The following is a 16,598-nucleotide window of genomic DNA, read 5'->3' as shown; positions in this document are numbered from 1 at the left end:
TGGAGAGCCGCATCCCATGCTAGGCCGCACCGCCAACGCGCTGTTCTGGATGTTCCGCTATCTCGAACGGGCCGAGAACACCGCGCGCTTGCTCGAAGCGGGGCTGCGCATGGCCTTGACGCGCGATGTGGTGACGGCCGAGGCCGAATGGCGTTCGGTGATTGCCACGCTCGGCCAGCAGGCCGCGTTCGAGGCCGCGCATGATAGCTATGATGGCCTTGCGGTCTGGAACTTCGTGCTGCGCGGACCTTCCAATTCCGGCAATGTCCGGGCGATGTTCGCGATGGTGCGCGCCAATGCCCGCACCGCGCGCACCAATATCTCCAGCGACGTGTGGGAAGCGGTCAACGAAAACTGGATGAAGCTCGACAAGCTGCTCGCCCGCCCCGTCGGCCAGATGGCGGTGGGCGAAGTGCTGGGCGCGGTGCGGCGCGCGGGCACGCAGGTGCATGGCGCCTTTGATGGCTCGATCCTGCGCGACGAAGGCTATCACTTCGCCCGGTCGGGCACCTTCATCGAGCGCGCGGACAGCACGGCGCGGATTCTCGACATGAAGTATTTCCTGCTGCTGCCCTCGCTTTCCTACGTCGGATCGAGCCTTGATACCGGACAGTGGGAACAGGTGCTGCGCTCGGTCGCGGGGGCGAGCGCCTATAGCTGGCTCAACGCCGGGCAGATCGAGGCGCGGGGGATTGTCGAATTTCTGGTGCTTGATGAACGCTTCCCGCGCAGTCTCGCGTTTTGCCGCAATGCCTTGCGCGCCAATCTGGCGGAGCTTGCCCGGATGCATGGGATTGACGGGCAATGTCAGGCGCTGATGCGCGAGGCCGACAACCGCATCAATCATCTCACTGTCGATGAAGTGTTCGAGCAGGGGCTGCACGAATTTCTCGTCGATTTCATGGCCAGCAATGTCGGCATCGCCAATGCGATTGCGGCCGATTACCGGTTCCACGCATGAGAGGGCAGGGGCGATGAAACTGGCGATCCGCCACACCACGCATTACGCCTTTGCCGAGCCAGTGGCGCACGCGCTGCAACGCCTCCGGCTGACGCCAAAGGAAACGCAGGGCCAGCGCATTGTCGAATGGACGATGCAGTTCGAGAATGCCGAGCGCGAGCTCGAATTTGACGACCAGCATTGCAACACCGTCACCCTGATCGGGGTCAATGCCGGCATTCGCGAAGTCACCGTGATGTGTTCAGGCGTGGTTGAAACGCAGGACCATGCTGGCGTGATCGGCCGCCATTCGGGGCACTTGCCCTTGTGGAGTTTCCTGCGCCAGACCCCGCTGACCCGTCCGGGGCCGCGCCTGCGGGCGCTGCTGCGCGACCTGCCCGAACGCGATATGTCCGCGCCGCTCGGATATCTTCATGCGCTGTCCGATCTCATCCGCGAATGCATCACCTATCAAAGCGGCACGACCGGGGTGACCACCACGGCCGAGGAAGCGGTCGTCCACGGCTATGGCGTGTGTCAGGATCATGCGCATATCTTCATCGGTGCGGCGCGCGCGATCGGGATTCCGGCGCGCTATGTCAGCGGCTACCTGATGATGGATGACCGCATCGATCAGGACGCGACCCACGCCTGGGCCGAGGCACATGTCGATGGGCTGGGCTGGGTCGGGTTCGATATCTCCAACGGCATTTCGCCCGATCCGCGCTATGTCCGTGTCGCGACCGGCCATGACTATCGCGATGCCGCGCCGGTAACGGGGATCAGTTTCGGCGGGGCCGATCACGCCTTGCATGTCGAGGTTGCGGTGGAACGGCAGCAGGATCAGACCGCGCAATAGGCATGCGCAGATCGCAGGCCTTTGCGCGGCTGCGGCAATTGCGCTAGCGCGGCAGGCTGGCGGGCTCAGGAGAGATGTGGCGAGATGACCTATTGTGTGGGCATGGTGCTCGATCGCGGGCTGGTGCTGATGAGCGACACCCGCACCAATTCGGGCGTCGACAACATCTCGACCTTTCGCAAGCTGTTCCACTGGAGCGTGCCGGGCGAGCGCATGATTGCCGTGATGACAGCGGGCAATCTGGCGACGACGCAGGCGGTGATCAGCCAGCTTGAGGAACGCACCAAGGCACCGGACGAGCGTGACAACACGTTGATCAAGGGGCCGACAATGTTCAGCGTCGCCACCGAGATCGGCAGGCTGCTGCGCCAGACCATCGAGGAGGCGCAGGCCGCCAATGGCGAAGCCGGCAAAGGCCGCTTTTCCGCGACCATGATCCTCGCCGGGCAGATCAAGGGGATGCAGCCGCGGCTGTTCATGATCTACCCCGAAGGCAATTTCATCGAGGCAAGCTGGGACACGCCCTTTTTCCAGATCGGCGAGACCAAGTATGGCCGCCCGATCCTGCTGCGCGGCTATGATCGCGCCATGAGTTTCGAGGATGCTATCAAACTCCTGATGGTATCCTTCGATTCCACGCTGAAAGCGAACCTTTCGGTGGGCATGCCGCTCGATCTGCTGGTGATTGGCAAGGATGGCTTTGCGCCCGCCCACGAACACCGCGTGACCGCCGATGATCCCTATTTTGATCAGATTTCCAACGGCTGGAGCGATGCCCTGCGCTTGGCCTTTCACTCGCTGCCACCCTACACCTTCGGGTGATCCGGGCGGCGGTCGTCGCTGATAGCGGGGAATTTGCTCCAAAATCGAGGGTTTTCAACGTGTAAATGCGCGGCTCTGTAACAATCAGGGCCACGGATTTGTCCGTAATGGCAGCGGTCTGGCGTGAACTGGCGTGGGGGCTTGCGCATTATCGGCGGCATGACACGCAAAGCCTCTCTCCACTTCGTCGACCCTTGCAGCCGCCAGCGTGCCGAAATGGCGCGGATCGGTTTTGGCATGGGCCACCATTGCGAAGTCTATAGCGATATTGCCGAGCTGGCGGGGCACCCGCCGCGCGATGGCATTATCATCGCGCGCGACATGGTGCCCGATGGCGGGGTGGCCGCGATCCTCGGGCGGTTGAGCCGGATGGGGATCTGGCTGCCGCTGATCGCGGTCGAACTGCAACCGCGCCCGCGCCATATTGTCGAAGCGATCAAGGCGGGGGCGCTGGATTATCTCTCGCTCCCGCTCGACGCGGATCGCTTTGCGCGCTGTCTCGCGCGGATCGATCAAGAAGCGGCGCGCTACGGCGCCGCGCGGCGGCGGATGATCTGCGCGCGCGAACGCATCGCCACGCTTTCGGCCCGCGAACGCGAGGTGCTCGAATGGCTGGCAAGGGGTGGCAGCAACAAGATGATTGCCCGCGAACTGGCAATCAGCCCGCGCACAGTGGAAATCCACCGCGCCAATATGATGAGCAAACTGGGTGCGCGCCACGCCGCCGAAGCGGTGCGGCTGCGGCTTGAAGCCGCGATGGAAAGCGGGGCGCAGCTCTAGCTGGCTCAGGGGCGGGGCCGGCCAATGGCAAGGCGCAGCCTAGCGGCAGAACTTCGCGCCGGTGCCTTCGAGATGAAAATGATCGGCATGCGCGGCATTATATTCCGGGCCGAGCACGGTGCCGAAGCGCTTGCAGGCGCTGCCGTGCACGACCCGCAGGAATTCGCGCACCTCGGGCGGGCCGCCATGCCAATCGCGCTTGAGATCGATCCGGCGCCCGTCGGCAAGCACAAAGCCGGCCACATCAATCGCCTCGGCGCGGGCATGGGCCGAAAGGCGCTGGCTGCCCGCGACATTGCGGCAGGCATAGCTGCCCATGGTCTCGATCCGGGCAAGGCGACTGCCGAGAATTTCCCGCGCCGCGCGATCAACCCCGAAGCGCGCCCAATCGCTGAACGCCTTGGCCGTGCCGCATTGCACCGGGCCGATATTGCTGACCCCGAACACGGAGGCATCGCCTGCCAGGGCTGAAAGCTGCACGGTGCCGAGCTTGTTGCAGCCCGGTGCGGCGTAGGTATCGGCAACCGGGGTGAAGCGCGCGCCCGCTGCGCCAAGCTCGGTCATGCAGGCGCGATCATCGGGGCGCGGGGCATGGCTTTGCGGGGCTGAGGCGATGCGCGGGGCAGGGGTGGTGCTGGCCGTGCTGCGCGCGGCTGTGCCGCCGCCACTGCCTTGCGGCACTATACCGCACCCGGCGAGCGTGAGCGCGCCCAGCAGCAGCGTCCATCCGCGAAGAGTGTCTCTGGCCATCATGCCGAGGAACTATCACCCGAAGATGGTTAACGAAGAGTAAACATCGTTAGCCAGCGCCGGTCGATCCTGCCGGGATCGCGCAATTGCGCCAATAGGTTACCGGGCACGTCCGTCGTGCCGGGGCAAGTCAGGCGGTGCGCGGACGGGTCAGCAGGCTCACCACCACGATCGCGAGTAGCGCAGCGCAAAAGCCCGGCACGATCTCGTAAAGGCCGGGGCCGCCCAGGAAGGCCTGGTTCCATCCGAGCGCGATCCAACCCGCGACGACGCCCGCGCCCGTCACCAGGCCGGCCACGGCGCCCGCGCCGGTCATCCGGTCCCATGTCAGCGAAAGCAGGATCAGCGGCCCGAAGGCTGCACCGAACCCGGCCCAGGCATTGGCGACAAGGCCCAGCACCTCGCTTTCGGGATCAGCGGCAATCACCAGCGCGGCGGCGGCGACCAGCGCGACCGATAGCCGCCCGATATTGACCGCCTCGCGCTCGGATGCCGTGCGGCGCAGGAACAGGCGGTAGAAATCCTCGGTGAGCGAGGAAGAGGACACCAGCAGCTGCGAGGCAATGGTGCTCATGATCGCGGCCAGCAGCGCGGCATAGAGACAGCCTGTCACCGCCGGGTGGAACAGGACTTGAGACAGGATGATGAAAATCGTTTCGGGATCCTTCACCACCAGCCCGTTGGCTTCGGCATAGGCGCGCCCCGCAAGCCCGACCGTGACCGCACCCAGCAGCGAGATAACCATCCATCCCATGCCGATCATCCCTGCGCGCGGCACGTTCTCGACCCGGTCAATCGCCATGAAGCGCACGATGATGTGTGGCTGCCCGAAATAGCCGAGGCCCCAAGTGACCGCGCTGATCACGCCGACCAACGTGGCGCCTTGGGTGAGGCTCAGGAAGCCCTCCTGCGGCACCACCGAAAGGTTGAGCGGCGCGGTGCTGCCAAAGCCCGAAAGGATCACCAGCGGCATCACCACCAGCGCGATCATCATGATCATGCCTTGCACGAAATCGGTGAGGCTGACCGCGAGGAACCCGCCGATGGTGGTGTAGACGAGCACGATCCCGGCGGTGAGGAGGATGCCGAACATGTAGTCTGAAAGGCCCCCGGTCGGCAGGAAGCCGGCAAAGGCGGTGGCAAACAGCTTGCCCCCGGCGACCATGCCGCTCGCGGTGTAGACAGTGAAAAAGCCGACGATCACCACCGCCGCAACGACGCGCAGCAAGGTGCCGGCTTCCGGGAAGCGGTTGGCGAGGAATTGCGGGATAGTGAGCGCATCGCCCAGCCGCTCGGTCTGCTCGCGCAGCCGCGGGGCGACGATAATCCAGTTGAGCGCGGCGCCGACAGTAAGCCCGATGGCGATCCACGCTTCCACCAGCCCGCTGGCGAACAGCGCGCCCGGCAGGCCCAGCAACAGCCAGCCCGACATGTCGGAAGCGCCTGCGCTCAGCGCTGTCACCGCTGGCCCGAGCCCGCGCCCGGCCAGCAAATATCCCGATGAATCGGCCCGCGTCTTCGCCCAGGCATAAATCCCGATGGCGATCATCAGCGCGAAATAGGCGACCAGCGCCGCGAGCGTGTAGGCGTTCATGGGCGAGGGGGGTAACAAGCGCGATTGCGCGTGGCTACCTCATCCCGGCCTTTATCCCACAAAGGCGATCAATCGTCCTTCTTGCGCCGCGCCTTCTTGCGTTCGTGCGGGCACAGGATCGCCTTGCGCAGCCGGATCGACTGCGGCGTCACTTCGACCATTTCATCATCGTCGATATAGGCGATGGCCTGTTCAAGGCTCATCCGGCGCGGCGGGGTGAGGCGGATCGCATCATCCTTGCCCGACGAGCGGATGTTGGTGAGCTGCTTGGCCTTCAGCGGGTTCACTTCGAGATCATCGGGCTTGGCGTTCTCGCCGATCACCATGCCTTCATAGACCTTCATCTGCGGGCTGATGAACAGCGTGCCGCGCTCTTCCAGCGAGTTGAGCGCATAGGCCACGGCCTCACCATCACCGTTCGAGATCAGCACGCCGTTGATGCGGCCTTCGATCGGGCCCTTGTAGGGGCCATACTTCTCGAACAGACGGTTCATGATCCCGGTGCCGCGGGTGTCCGACAGGAATTCGCCATGATAGCCGATCAGCCCGCGCGAAGGGGCGGAGAAGGTGATGCGGGTCTTGCCCTGGCCTGATGGGCGCATTTCGGTGAGATCGGCCTTGCGGCGCTGCATCTTCTCGACAACCGTGCCGGAGTGTTCGTCATCCACGTCGATCACGACGGTTTCGTAAGGCTCGGTGCGCTTGCCGTCTTCCTCGCGGAACAGGACGCGCGGGCGGCTGATGCCAAGCTCAAAGCCTTCGCGGCGCATCGTCTCGATCAGCACGCCGAGCTGCAATTCGCCGCGCCCGGCGACTTCGTAGCTGTCCTTGTCCTCGCTCTCGGTGACGCGGATCGCGACATTCGTTTCCGCCTCGCGCAGCAGGCGATCGCGGATCATGCGGCTCGTCACCTTGCTGCCCTCACGGCCTGCGAGCGGCGAGTCATTCACCGAAAAGCGCATCGCGAGCGTCGGCGGATCGATCGGCTGGGCGGCGATGGGTTCGCTCACCGAGGGGTCGCAGATGGTGTTGGCGACGGTCGCCTTCTCGAGGCCGGCCAGCGCGATGATATCGCCCGCGCGCGCGGTTTCGACCGGGACGCGCTCGAGCCCGTCAAAGCTCATCAGCTTGGTGGCGCGGCCGACTTCGATCACCTTGCCATCCATGTCGATGGCGTGGATCGGATCATTGACCTTGATCGTGCCCGATTGCACCCGGCCCGTCAGCACGCGGCCCATGAAGTTGTCGCGATCCAACAGGGTGGCAAGGAAGCTGAACTTGGCATCGGGATCGAGCCCCGGCGGCGGCACATGGTCAACGATGCGGGCAAACAGCGGGGCAAGGGTGCCCGAACGCGCTTCCTGATCATCGCTGGCATAGCCATCGCGGCCCGAGGCAAACAGCACCGGGAAATCGAGCTGTTCGTCGGTCGCATCAAGGCTGACGAAGAGATCGAACACTTCGTCGAGCACTTCCTGCGGGCGGCCATCGGGGCGATCGATCTTGTTCACGACCACGATCGGGCGCAGGCCCAGCGCCAGTGCCTTGCCGGTGACGAACTTGGTCTGCGGCATCGCGCCTTCCGCGCTGTCGACCAGCAGGATCACGCCATCGACCATGCTCAGGATGCGCTCCACCTCGGCGCCGAAATCTGCGTGACCGGGGGTGTCGACAATATTGATGCGGGTGGTCTCGCCGGTGGCGTCATTGGTCCATTCGACACTGGTGCACTTGGCCAGAATGGTGATGCCGCGTTCCTTTTCGAGATCGCCCGAATCCATCGCGCGTTCTTCGACCCGCTGGTTGTCGCGGAAGGTCCCCGACTGGCGGAACAATTGGTCGACCAGCGTGGTCTTGCCGTGGTCAACGTGCGCGATGATCGCAATGTTTCTGAGGCCGGAGGGGCGCTGCGAGGAGGACATTCTTCTGGTTTCCATCATGCGGCCTGAACGTCACGGCGGGGTGCGTCAGGACAAGAACGAGGCCGGGCACATTTTTAGGCGCGCCGGGATAGTGCGGGTTTGTGGCGGGTTTGCGACAGGCGGGAGCATTGCGGACATGGCTGGCCCGCTCCCTGCTTGCTGCGTTGCAACATGGCGCGCCGCCTAGCGCAAGTCGGGCCTCACGGCAAGCATCGCTGCATCGGGGCTGCGCCATCGCGTGAGGGGGCATGGTTACAAAACTGCAACAACAGAGTCGCGGACAGGGCATAAATACTGCTTTCCGACTTGTCGGTCTTTGTCGGCTTGCCTATCAACTTCCCGAGGCACGGCGTAGTCGAGCAATAAGAGATCCGCCGCGTCAGGGATTGAGGAGAGGAATTTCCATGCGTTTCACCAAAACCGGCTTTGCCGGAATGCGTCGCTTTACCCTTTTGGCTGGCGCGGCAGCGATTGCCTTGCCCGGTGCAGCTTTCGCGCAGGCGACCGATCAGGATCAGGCCGACGAGCCCGAAGTCCGTAGTGATGTCATTATCGTCACCGCGTCGAAGCGCGAGCAGACCCTTCAGGACACCCCGATTGCGGTTTCGGTGACCAGCGAAGAAACGATCAAGGCTGCACAGATCCGTGACGTGCTTGACCTGCAAACCGTGGTGCCTTCCCTGCGAGTGAGCCAGCTGCAAAGCGCCTCGGCCACGACCTTCATCATCCGCGGCTTCGGCAACGGGGACAACAACTTCGGCATCGAGCCTTCGGTTGGTGTGTTCATCGACGGGGTGTTCCGTTCGCGTAGCGCCGGCGCCTTGTCCGACCTTCCCAACGTGCAGCGCATCGAAGTGCTGAACGGGCCGCAATCAACCCTGTTCGGCAAGAACGCTTCGGCGGGCGTGATCTCGATCGTCACCCGCGAACCGCAGTTCGAATGGGGCGGCATGGTCGAAGCCAGCTACGGCAATTTCAATGCGATGGTCTTGCAGGCCGACATCACCGGCCCGCTGAGTGACACGCTGGCTTTCTCGGTTGACGGTAGCTACAACCGGCGTGACGGCTACGCCCAGATCGTCAATCTCAATGAAGATATTTCCGATCGCAACCGCTGGTCGACCCGCGGGCAATTGCTGTGGGAGCCGAGTGCGGACTTCAAGGTCCGCATGATCGGTGACTATTCGCGCATTGATGAAGTGTGCTGTCAGGTTTCGACCGTGGTCGCAGGCCCTTCGGCAGGCGCGGTTTTTGCACTGGGCGGCGCGCTTGACACCGATATCTTCAGCTACAACACTTTCCTCAGCCAGGTGCCGCGCAACACCGTCGACAACTACGGTGGCTCGCTCCAGGCCGATTGGAACGTTGGCAATCTCACGGTCACATCGATCACCGCCTATCGCGAGCTGAAGAACTTCCTCGATCAGGATGTCGACTTCACCAGCCTCAACGTGGTGAGCGAGGTGCGCGATCAGCGCGTCAACACCTTCACCCAGGAACTGCGGATTGCCTCGGATTTCGACGGGCCGTTCAACTTCCTGCTTGGCGGCTTTTATTTCGATGAGAGCATCAGCCAGGACAGCCGCCTGACGACAGGTAACCAGACACGGAATTTCTTCGATCTCTTGGCCAGTGCGGCAGGCGGGGCCAATCCGCCGACGCTCGGGACGTTCAGCTTTGTCGAAGCGACCCTTGGCCTGCCCAGTGGTAGCATCTTCCGCCCCGGTCCCCTGACCGCGGAAAGCTTCAACATGAGCAACCGGGCTTACTCGCTGTTCGGGACCTTCGATTTCGAACCGCTTGATGGCCTCGTCTTCACTGCGGGCTTCAACTACACGGATGACCGCAAGAATTATGATCTGACCATGCAGGCCTTCGATCCGCTCGGGCAGATCAACCTTGCTGATGCGTTCATTGTGGGCGGCATCGCGCAGGCGACCGGCACGGCTCCGGGCAATATCGGCCCGGCACAGATCGCGGCGTTCCAGGCTGCCAATCCGGCCGCCTTTGCCCAGATCGCGGGCGCGGCAACCAATCCGGCGACCAACCCGCTGCTGGGCCTGTCGGCCTTCCAGTTCCAGCCGCCATTCCTCAATGTGCCCAACGCGGTGGAAGATGGCCGGACCAATGACGACGAACTCGTCTATCTGCTCCGTGTGGCCTACAAGATCTCGCGCAATTTGAACGTCTACGGCAGCTACGCCACGGGCTTCAAGGCGAGCTCGATCAACCTGTCGCGCGATTCCCGTCCGCTGTTCGGAGATTTCATCCCCGGCCCGGCTCGTTCGACCATCCTCGCGCCGTCCTCGCCGATCCGCAATGCCGGGCTGGCGGTGCCGAACCTTGGCACCGGTTCGCGCTTTGCGGCTCCGGAACTTGCGACGGTCTATGAAATTGGCGTCAAGGCCAATTGGGACGGTATCGGGTTCAACCTTGCGCTGTTCGATCAGAGCATCGAGGACTTCCAGAGCTTCCTGTTCACCGGCACGGGCTTTGCTCTTGCCAATGCGGGCAAGCAGTCCGTGCGCGGGTTCGAATTCGACAGCCGCGTGACGCCGGTTGACGGGCTCGTCTTCACCTTCGCGGCGACCTATCTCGATGCGGTGTTCGACAGCTTCCCGAACAGCCCCGTCGGCGATCTGTCCGGGCTTCGCCCCGGCGGTATCCCCGAGTGGAGCCTTGCCACCTCGGCGACCTACACGCACGAGTTCGGCAACAGCGGCACCAAGCTGATGACCCGCCTCGACTATGCTCACGAAAGCAACACGCCGATCAACAACGGCCTGCCGACGTTCAACATTGCACTTGGCAATCCGCAGATCTTCCAGCGTGAGGTCAACCTTGTGAACGCCTCGGTCATGCTGCAATTGGCGAACGGGCTTGAAGTGGGTGCGTGGGCGCGCAACCTGTTTGACGATCAATACCTGATCACGGTGTTTGATGGCGTCGCACAGGCTGGCACGGTCTCGGGCTATCCGAGCCAGCCGCGCACCTATGGCGGGATTGTGCGCTACCGCTTCTGATCGGTTTGACACCGTAGGGAACAAAGGCCTCGCAGCATGTGCTGCGGGGCCTTTTTGTTTGCTTTATCAAAGGGTTTGTGGTGCTTTGATGCTTCATGCAGAAGATCAGGAAGCAGGCTTATGCAGTACGCAGGGTTTTGGCGGCGCTTTGTCGCATACATTCTCGACACCATTCCGCTGGGCATCATCAGCTTGGTGCTGGCGATGATGTCAGGGCAAGACCTGCTGGATCCTGATGCCGCGTCGAGTTACGGCATCAGCGATTTTATCGGCCTGTTCCTGTCGATTGCCTATTTTGTCGGGTTTGAAACCTCGTCGTGGCAAGCAACGCCGGGCAAGCGTGCGCTGGGCATGATCGTTGTCGATGCAAATGGCGGGCGTATTTCGGTGGGGCAAGCAGTGGGGCGCTATTTCGCCAAAATCCTGTCGGGTCTGGTCATGCTGCTCGGGTTCATCATGATTGCGTTCACGGATCGCAAGCAGGGGCTGCACGACTTGTTGGCAAAAACCTTGGTGTTGGTGGCCGAGCCGGGCAGCACTGGCTACGACGCCAGCGTGTTTGAGTAAGCTGGCTTACAGCTCCCGCAGTGCTCGCGCGGGCTTGGCCTTGAGCAGGGGGAGCGAGCCTGCCAGCGCGAAGGCCAGCACCAGAGCAAGCCCGATGCCGAGCACGCCCAGCACCACCGGCCAATCGGGCAGCCAGTCAAAGCTGAACACCGCGGTGATGACAATCCACGCCAATACGCCGCCAAGCGCGAGGGCAACCAGCGCAAGCAGCCCCGCGATCATGCCATATTCGGCCAGTTGCAACATCAGGATCTGCCGGCGGCTCGCGCCCAGCACGCGCAGCACGACCGTATCATAGGTCCGCGCAGCGCGAGCGGCGGCAATCGCGCCGAGCAGCACCGCCAGCCCGGCAAGCACCGTCACCGCCGCTGCCGCCAGCGTGGCCAGCGCGACCTGTTCGAGCAGCTTGCGCCCTTCGACCAGCAGCCCGCCAATCTCCACCACCGAGCTTGACGGCAATTCGCGTACCAGCGTGCGCAGCAGCGCGCCGCGCGCTGCATCATCGGCGCCATCGGGCAGATCGATGGTTGCAGAGAGATTATGCGGCGCATCGACCAGCGCATTGCGCGAGAAGACGAGGGTGAAATTGAACCCCATATTCTCCCAATCGACTTCGCGCAGATTGGCGATGCGCGCCGTGCGCTCGACCCCGAGAATGCCGATGGTGATATAATCGCCAACGCCAACGCCGATGGCGCGGGCCTGTTCGGCATCGATCGAAACCAGCGGCTCGCCGTTGTGCAGCGGGCTCCACCAGCTGCCTTCCACCAGACGATTGCCTTGCGGCAGGCGATCCGAATAGGTCAGCCCGCGTTCGCCCCGCAGCGACCATGCGCCTTCTGGGAGTTCCGCGAGATCCGCCACGCGGGTCATCTTGTCCTTGGGGCCGAAGGCCAGCACCTTGCCGCGCAAAGTCGGGACGGTGCGCAGCGCCGCATCGGGGAAGGCTTCTTGTACCACGGCGAAGAAGCGCGGTTCCTTGTCGCGCGGGACATCAAGCACGAAGTAATCGGGGGCCTCACGCGGGACACGCTGCTGGATATTGCCATCAATCGCGCTCTGCACCGCGGCCAGCAGCACGAAGGCGGCAAGGCCAAAGCCCAGCGCGGTGACGAGCGCTCCGGTCGGTGCGCCGGGACGGTGGAGATTGGCAAGCGCGCTGCGCAGGATCGGGTTCGAAGGGCGGGGCAGGGCGCGTGCGAGGCGTTGCAAGGCCCAGCCGATCGCGGCAAGGATGATCAGCGCGCTGCCTGCGCCCAGCAGGAACCCGCCGGAAAGCAGCGGTTGCGCCGTGGTGGCGAGCGCCAGCGCGGAAATCGCCGCAAGCCCCAGCGCGGTCGCGCCCAAGGCGCGCCAATCGCGCGCCAGCGGCACGATCCCCGAACGCATCAGCGCCATCGCCGGAAAAGCCCGTGCGCGCAGCAGCGGTGCGGCGGCGAAGGTGAAGGCCACCAGCAAGCCATAGCTCGCCGCCAGCACCAGCGGCAGCGGTTCGATCACAAAGCCACTTTCAACCGGGAGCAGGCCTTGCAAGGCCGCGGAGAGCAGCGGGGTCACCAGCACACCCGCCGCCAGCCCGGCAAGGCTGCCAACCAGCGCGGCAATCGCGATCTGGAGCGCATAGATCCGCACGATATCGGCCGACGTCGCGCCGAGCACCTTGAAGGTCGCGATGCTGTTGCGGCGCTGATCGAGATAGGACGAAACACCGCCCGCAATCCCGATCCCGGCAATCACCAGCGCGGCGAGGCCCACGAGAGTAAGAAAATCGCTCATCTGGCGAACAAAGCGATCAGCGCCGGGGGAGGCGCGGTCGCGGGTGCGGATCGTGAACCCGGCGGAAGGAAAGCGTTCGTTGAGCGCTTCCTCGACCGTTTCGGGCGTGCTTGCGGGGTTGGCAAAGGCAACGCGCTGCTTGGTCTGGTAAAGCGCGCCGGGCTGGAGCAATCCGGCCACCGCCGGAACGCCCTCGGCAACAATGATGGTCGGGCCAAGCTGGAAGCCTTCAGACAGGCGATCCGGCTCGTTGGCAATCACGCCCGCGGCGCGCAGGGTGACGCTGCCAATCGTGAAGCGCTCGCCGACTGCAATGCCAAGGCGATCCAGCGCGCCCTTGGCGAGCCAGGCATCCCTGCCCTGCGGTGCGCCGACATTGCGGCCATCGGCAAGCGTAAGCGCGCCATAAAGCGGCCATTTCGCATCCACCGCCTTCAGTTCGACGGGCGCGGCATTGTCTCCCGCCACAGCCATGGCTTGCAGGCGAAAGCCTTCGGACACCGTGCCATAGGCAGCAAGCGCGCTGCGCTCCTCATCGGTCAAACCGCGTTGCCACAAGGCAATTTCAATATCGCCGCCGAGCAATTCCTGCCCGTTGGCGGCCAGTTCGCGCTCGATCGCGGCGGTGAGCGTGCCGATCGCGGCGAGCGCGGCGGTGCCGAGGAAAATGCACAGCACCAGCAGGCGCAGCCCTTTGAAGCGCGCATTGAGATCGCGCCGGGCAATCTGCCACACCGTGCCCCACGGGAGCCGCGCCGCAGCGCTCACGCCGGGTTCCTCGTATCCGAAATGATCCGCCCGTCGGCCATGGTCAGTACCCGTTCGCAGCGCGCGGCAAGGCTTGCATCGTGGGTGATAATGAGCAAGGTCGCGCCGGTTTCGGCGCGGCGGGCGAGCAACAGATCGATGATTTCCGCCCCGGTCGCCGCATCGAGATTGCCGGTCGGCTCATCTGCGAAGATCAGCGCCGGGCGCGCTGCCAGCGCGCGGGCAATCGCCACACGCTGCTGTTCGCCGCCCGAAAGCTGGGTGGGATAGTGATCGGTGCGGTGGCCAAGGCCGACAGCGGCCAGTTCCGTCAAGGCGCGCGGTGCGGCATCCTTGTCACCCGCGAGTTCCATCGGCGTTGCGACATTTTCCGCCGCGGTCATCGTCGGCAGCAGGTGAAAGGCCTGGAGCACAATCCCGATCCGCCCGCGCCGGGCTGCGGCAAGGCCGTCTTCGCTCAAGCCGCTGAAATCGGCATCGGCCACCATGAGGCTGCCGCTGCTTGCCCGTTCCAACCCGGACAGCACCGCCATCAGCGAGCTCTTGCCCGAACCGGAGGGGCCGAGCAGGGCCACCACCTCGCCATTGGCAATATCGAGATCAATCCCGCGCAGGACATCGACCGGGGCCGAGGCGTTGCCGAGAGTAAGTTTCAGGTTTCGCGCGGAAATCGCAAGAGAGGGGCTTGTCACAGGCTTCCGATGGCATAGGTGTGGTTCTGCAACAAGATACCTCACAGGAAGGCTCGCAGATGCAGGGTTGCGGTTGGTCGAATATAGGGCGCTGGCAAGGCTTTGCGAGTGGTGCGCTTGGAATTCTCTTGGTGCTGAGCGCGTGCAGCGCGAGCGAGGAGAGCGATCAGGCGACGACGCCCGCCAGCCGCGCCGAGGCCGAGGCGGCGGGCGCGCTCCCGCCGATTCCGGTGATGGGGCCGGAACGGCGCATCGTCGCCTTTGGCGACAGCCTGTTTGCCGGCTATGGCCTGAAAGAGGGCGAAAGCTATCCCGATCGCCTGCAATCTGCCCTGCGCGCGCGCGGGATCAACGCTAGTATCACCAATGCCGGGGTGTCGGGCGATACCTCGGCCGCCGGACGCCAGCGGCTTGCCTTCACGCTGGATGCCCAGCCGCAAAAACCTGATCTGTTCATCCTTGAGCTGGGCGGCAATGATTTGCTGCGCGGCCTTTCCCCGGAAGAGACCCGCGCCAACCTTGCCGCGATGCTCGAGGAGCTGAACAAGCGCGATATTCCGGTGCTGATGATGGGTATGCGCGCACCCCCCAATTACGGATCGGAATATCAGACGCAGTTCGATGCGCTCTACCGCGATCTTGCCAAGCAATATGGCGCGGCGCTGATCCCGTTCTGGCTTGAGGATATCTATCAGGATCAGAGCCTGTTCCTGCCCGATCGCATTCATCCGACTGCTGAAGGGATCGAACGCGTGGTCAACGGCACGATTGCCGCGGTGCGGGCCGCCTTGCCGGAAGATCAGCCCGCCTAGCTAGGCGCGAACCGCGCTTCCGCCGCTTACCTGCCAGATCGCGACATCTGCCCCGATATCGGCGAAGGGGGCAAGTTCCGTGCCGGTCATCCAGACTTGCGCTTTGCCCTGTGCGAGCCTGCGGAACAATTCGGCGCGGCGCAGCGGATCGATATGCGCGGCGACCTCATCCAGCAAAAGCACGCTCGGGCGGCCCGCGGCGGCCAAGGTGCCATGCGCCAGCGTGATCGCGATCAGCATCGCTTTCTGCTCGCCGGTTGAGCAGGCAGCGGCGGGCTGGCCGTTTGAGGCCATCACCACCTCCAACTCGTCACGCTGCGGCCCGGCCAGCGCACGGCCCGCTGCGCGATCCCGCGGGCGGTTGCGTGCAAGTTCGGCGCGCAGGCCTGCGGCATCAATCGGCCCGCCGGGGCGCAAGGTCAGATGCGGCTTGGCAAAGGGCTCTGGCGGCAGGGCGGATAATTCATCGCGCAGCAGGCTCACCAATTCCGCGCGGGTGCGATGCAGGCCCGCGCCATGCTCGGCCACTTGCACTTCGATGGCATCGAGCCATCCGGCATCCCCGCGCGCTTCGAGCAAGCGGCCGCGTTCGCGCAAGGCAGCTTCGAACTGCGCGACCCGCCGCGCGTGATCGGGCGCAATCGCCAGCGCCATGCGATCGATGAAGCGGCGCCGGGCACCCGCGCTGTCGGTAAACAGTCCGTCCATCGCCGGGGTCAGCCACGACAAGGCGAGCCATTCGCCCAGCGCATTGGCGCTGGCTGCCGCACCATTGATCCGCACCAGCCGGCGGCCGGGCTGACCCGCTTCGGTATAGGTGCCGATCCGCGCGGAGACCTGCCCCTGTTCGATCAGGCTTGCCCCGATGGCGAAGGGCTGGGCGGGTTCGCCCGCAGCGGCCTTGCGCGGCAGATCAGCCAACGCCGCGCGCCGCAGCCCCCGGCCCGCGCCAAGCAAGGAAATCGCTTCGAGCAGATTGGTCTTCCCCGCGCCATTGGCCCCGACCAGCAGGTTGAAATGCGCGGTCTCGCCCAGCGTTGTCGCGGCGTGATTGCGGAAGTTGGCAATAGTGATCTTGCTCAGCGCCATGGCTTTTGTGCGGTTAGCGAGAGGCCCTGCCAATGGAAAGGGCGCAGCGTGAAATCTATCGATCCCAAGACTTGGCAAATTCCACCAAGCTTTCGGATGGGTGAATGAGCTGTTTGCGCAGTGAAAGCATCAAAATGGCCGATTTCCGCCATTTTTCGAGTTTGGCACGCCTTGTGCAAGGTGGTGGGCATTCCCCGGATGGTC

At 64.1% G+C, this 16,598-nt stretch carries 13 protein-coding genes; 7 read left to right on the top strand and 6 right to left on the bottom strand.

The features are described from left to right. Positions 1-16 precede the first annotated feature (16 nt). From SOQ14_RS02975 to SOQ14_RS02960, 4 genes are all read left to right on the top strand, one after another. Positions 17-961 carry an alpha-E domain-containing protein gene (locus SOQ14_RS02975; protein WP_322896556.1) on the top strand — a complete coding sequence of 315 codons (945 nt, stop codon included), beginning with the start codon at positions 17-19 and terminating at the stop codon, positions 959-961. Positions 962-974: 13 nt separating this feature from the next. Beyond that, positions 975-1,799: a transglutaminase family protein gene (locus SOQ14_RS02970; protein ID WP_322896555.1), complete on the top strand. Its 825-nt coding sequence runs from the start codon at positions 975-977 to the stop codon at positions 1,797-1,799. Between the two features lie 84 nt (positions 1,800-1,883). Next, positions 1,884-2,621, top strand: a complete 738-nt coding sequence (locus SOQ14_RS02965; protein ID WP_322896554.1) for a proteasome-type protease — start codon at positions 1,884-1,886, stop codon at positions 2,619-2,621. A gap of 159 nt (positions 2,622-2,780) precedes the next feature. Next, the gene (locus SOQ14_RS02960; protein ID WP_322896553.1) at positions 2,781-3,401 is read left to right on the top strand and encodes a response regulator transcription factor; all 621 of its coding nucleotides are present in this window, start codon (positions 2,781-2,783) and stop codon (positions 3,399-3,401) included. Between the two features lie 39 nt (positions 3,402-3,440). Here the strand turns inward: SOQ14_RS02960 and SOQ14_RS02955 are convergent, their stop codons facing one another. From SOQ14_RS02955 to typA, 3 genes are all read right to left on the bottom strand, one after another. Beyond that, positions 3,441-4,151, bottom strand: a complete 711-nt coding sequence (locus SOQ14_RS02955) for an extensin-like domain-containing protein (protein WP_322896552.1) — start codon at positions 4,149-4,151, stop codon at positions 3,441-3,443. A 130-nt stretch (positions 4,152-4,281) separates the two neighbouring features. Further along, positions 4,282-5,745, bottom strand: a complete 1,464-nt coding sequence (gene putP / locus SOQ14_RS02950; RefSeq protein WP_322896551.1) for a sodium/proline symporter PutP — start codon at positions 5,743-5,745, stop codon at positions 4,282-4,284. 68 nt (positions 5,746-5,813) lie between these two features. Next, positions 5,814-7,667, bottom strand: coding sequence for a translational GTPase TypA (gene typA, locus SOQ14_RS02945; RefSeq protein WP_416232723.1), 1,854 nt, complete (start codon positions 7,665-7,667; stop codon positions 5,814-5,816). A gap of 404 nt (positions 7,668-8,071) precedes the next feature. Between typA and SOQ14_RS02940 the strand changes: the two genes are divergently transcribed. After that, positions 8,072-10,690 (top strand): TonB-dependent receptor, encoded by a 2,619-nt coding sequence (locus tag SOQ14_RS02940; protein ID WP_322896549.1) that lies wholly within the window; start codon positions 8,072-8,074, stop codon positions 10,688-10,690. 120 nt (positions 10,691-10,810) lie between these two features. After that, positions 10,811-11,257: an RDD family protein gene (locus SOQ14_RS02935; protein ID WP_322896548.1), complete on the top strand. Its 447-nt coding sequence runs from the start codon at positions 10,811-10,813 to the stop codon at positions 11,255-11,257. A gap of 6 nt (positions 11,258-11,263) precedes the next feature. On the opposite strand, the gene SOQ14_RS02930 is transcribed toward SOQ14_RS02935, so the two are convergent. Both SOQ14_RS02930 and SOQ14_RS02925 read right to left on the bottom strand, forming a co-directional pair. Continuing rightward, entirely contained in the window at positions 11,264-13,801 is a 2,538-nt protein-coding gene (locus SOQ14_RS02930) for an ABC transporter permease (RefSeq protein ID WP_322896547.1), read from the bottom strand. Beyond that, positions 13,798-14,493 carry an ABC transporter ATP-binding protein gene (locus SOQ14_RS02925; protein ID WP_322896546.1) on the bottom strand — a complete coding sequence of 232 codons (696 nt, stop codon included), beginning with the start codon at positions 14,491-14,493 and terminating at the stop codon, positions 13,798-13,800. The genes SOQ14_RS02930 and SOQ14_RS02925 overlap by 4 nt, the downstream gene beginning before the upstream one ends. 20 nt (positions 14,494-14,513) lie before the next feature. On the opposite strand from SOQ14_RS02925, the gene SOQ14_RS02920 reads away from it, so the two are divergent. Continuing rightward, positions 14,514-15,305 carry an arylesterase gene (locus tag SOQ14_RS02920; RefSeq protein WP_322896545.1) on the top strand — a complete coding sequence of 264 codons (792 nt, stop codon included), beginning with the start codon at positions 14,514-14,516 and terminating at the stop codon, positions 15,303-15,305. Here the strand turns inward: SOQ14_RS02920 and recF are convergent, their stop codons facing one another. Next, entirely contained in the window at positions 15,306-16,394 is a 1,089-nt protein-coding gene (recF, locus tag SOQ14_RS02915; RefSeq protein WP_322896544.1) for a DNA replication/repair protein RecF, read from the bottom strand. It lies immediately after the preceding gene. Positions 16,395-16,598 lie beyond the last annotated feature (204 nt).

The sequence above is a fragment of the Erythrobacter epiphyticus genome (genome assembly GCF_034653295.1).
In the GTDB taxonomy this organism is placed as follows: domain Bacteria; phylum Pseudomonadota; class Alphaproteobacteria; order Sphingomonadales; family Sphingomonadaceae; genus Erythrobacter.
Note: the sequence above shows the minus strand (reverse complement) of the source record. Positions and strands in the feature narration are given on the sequence as shown.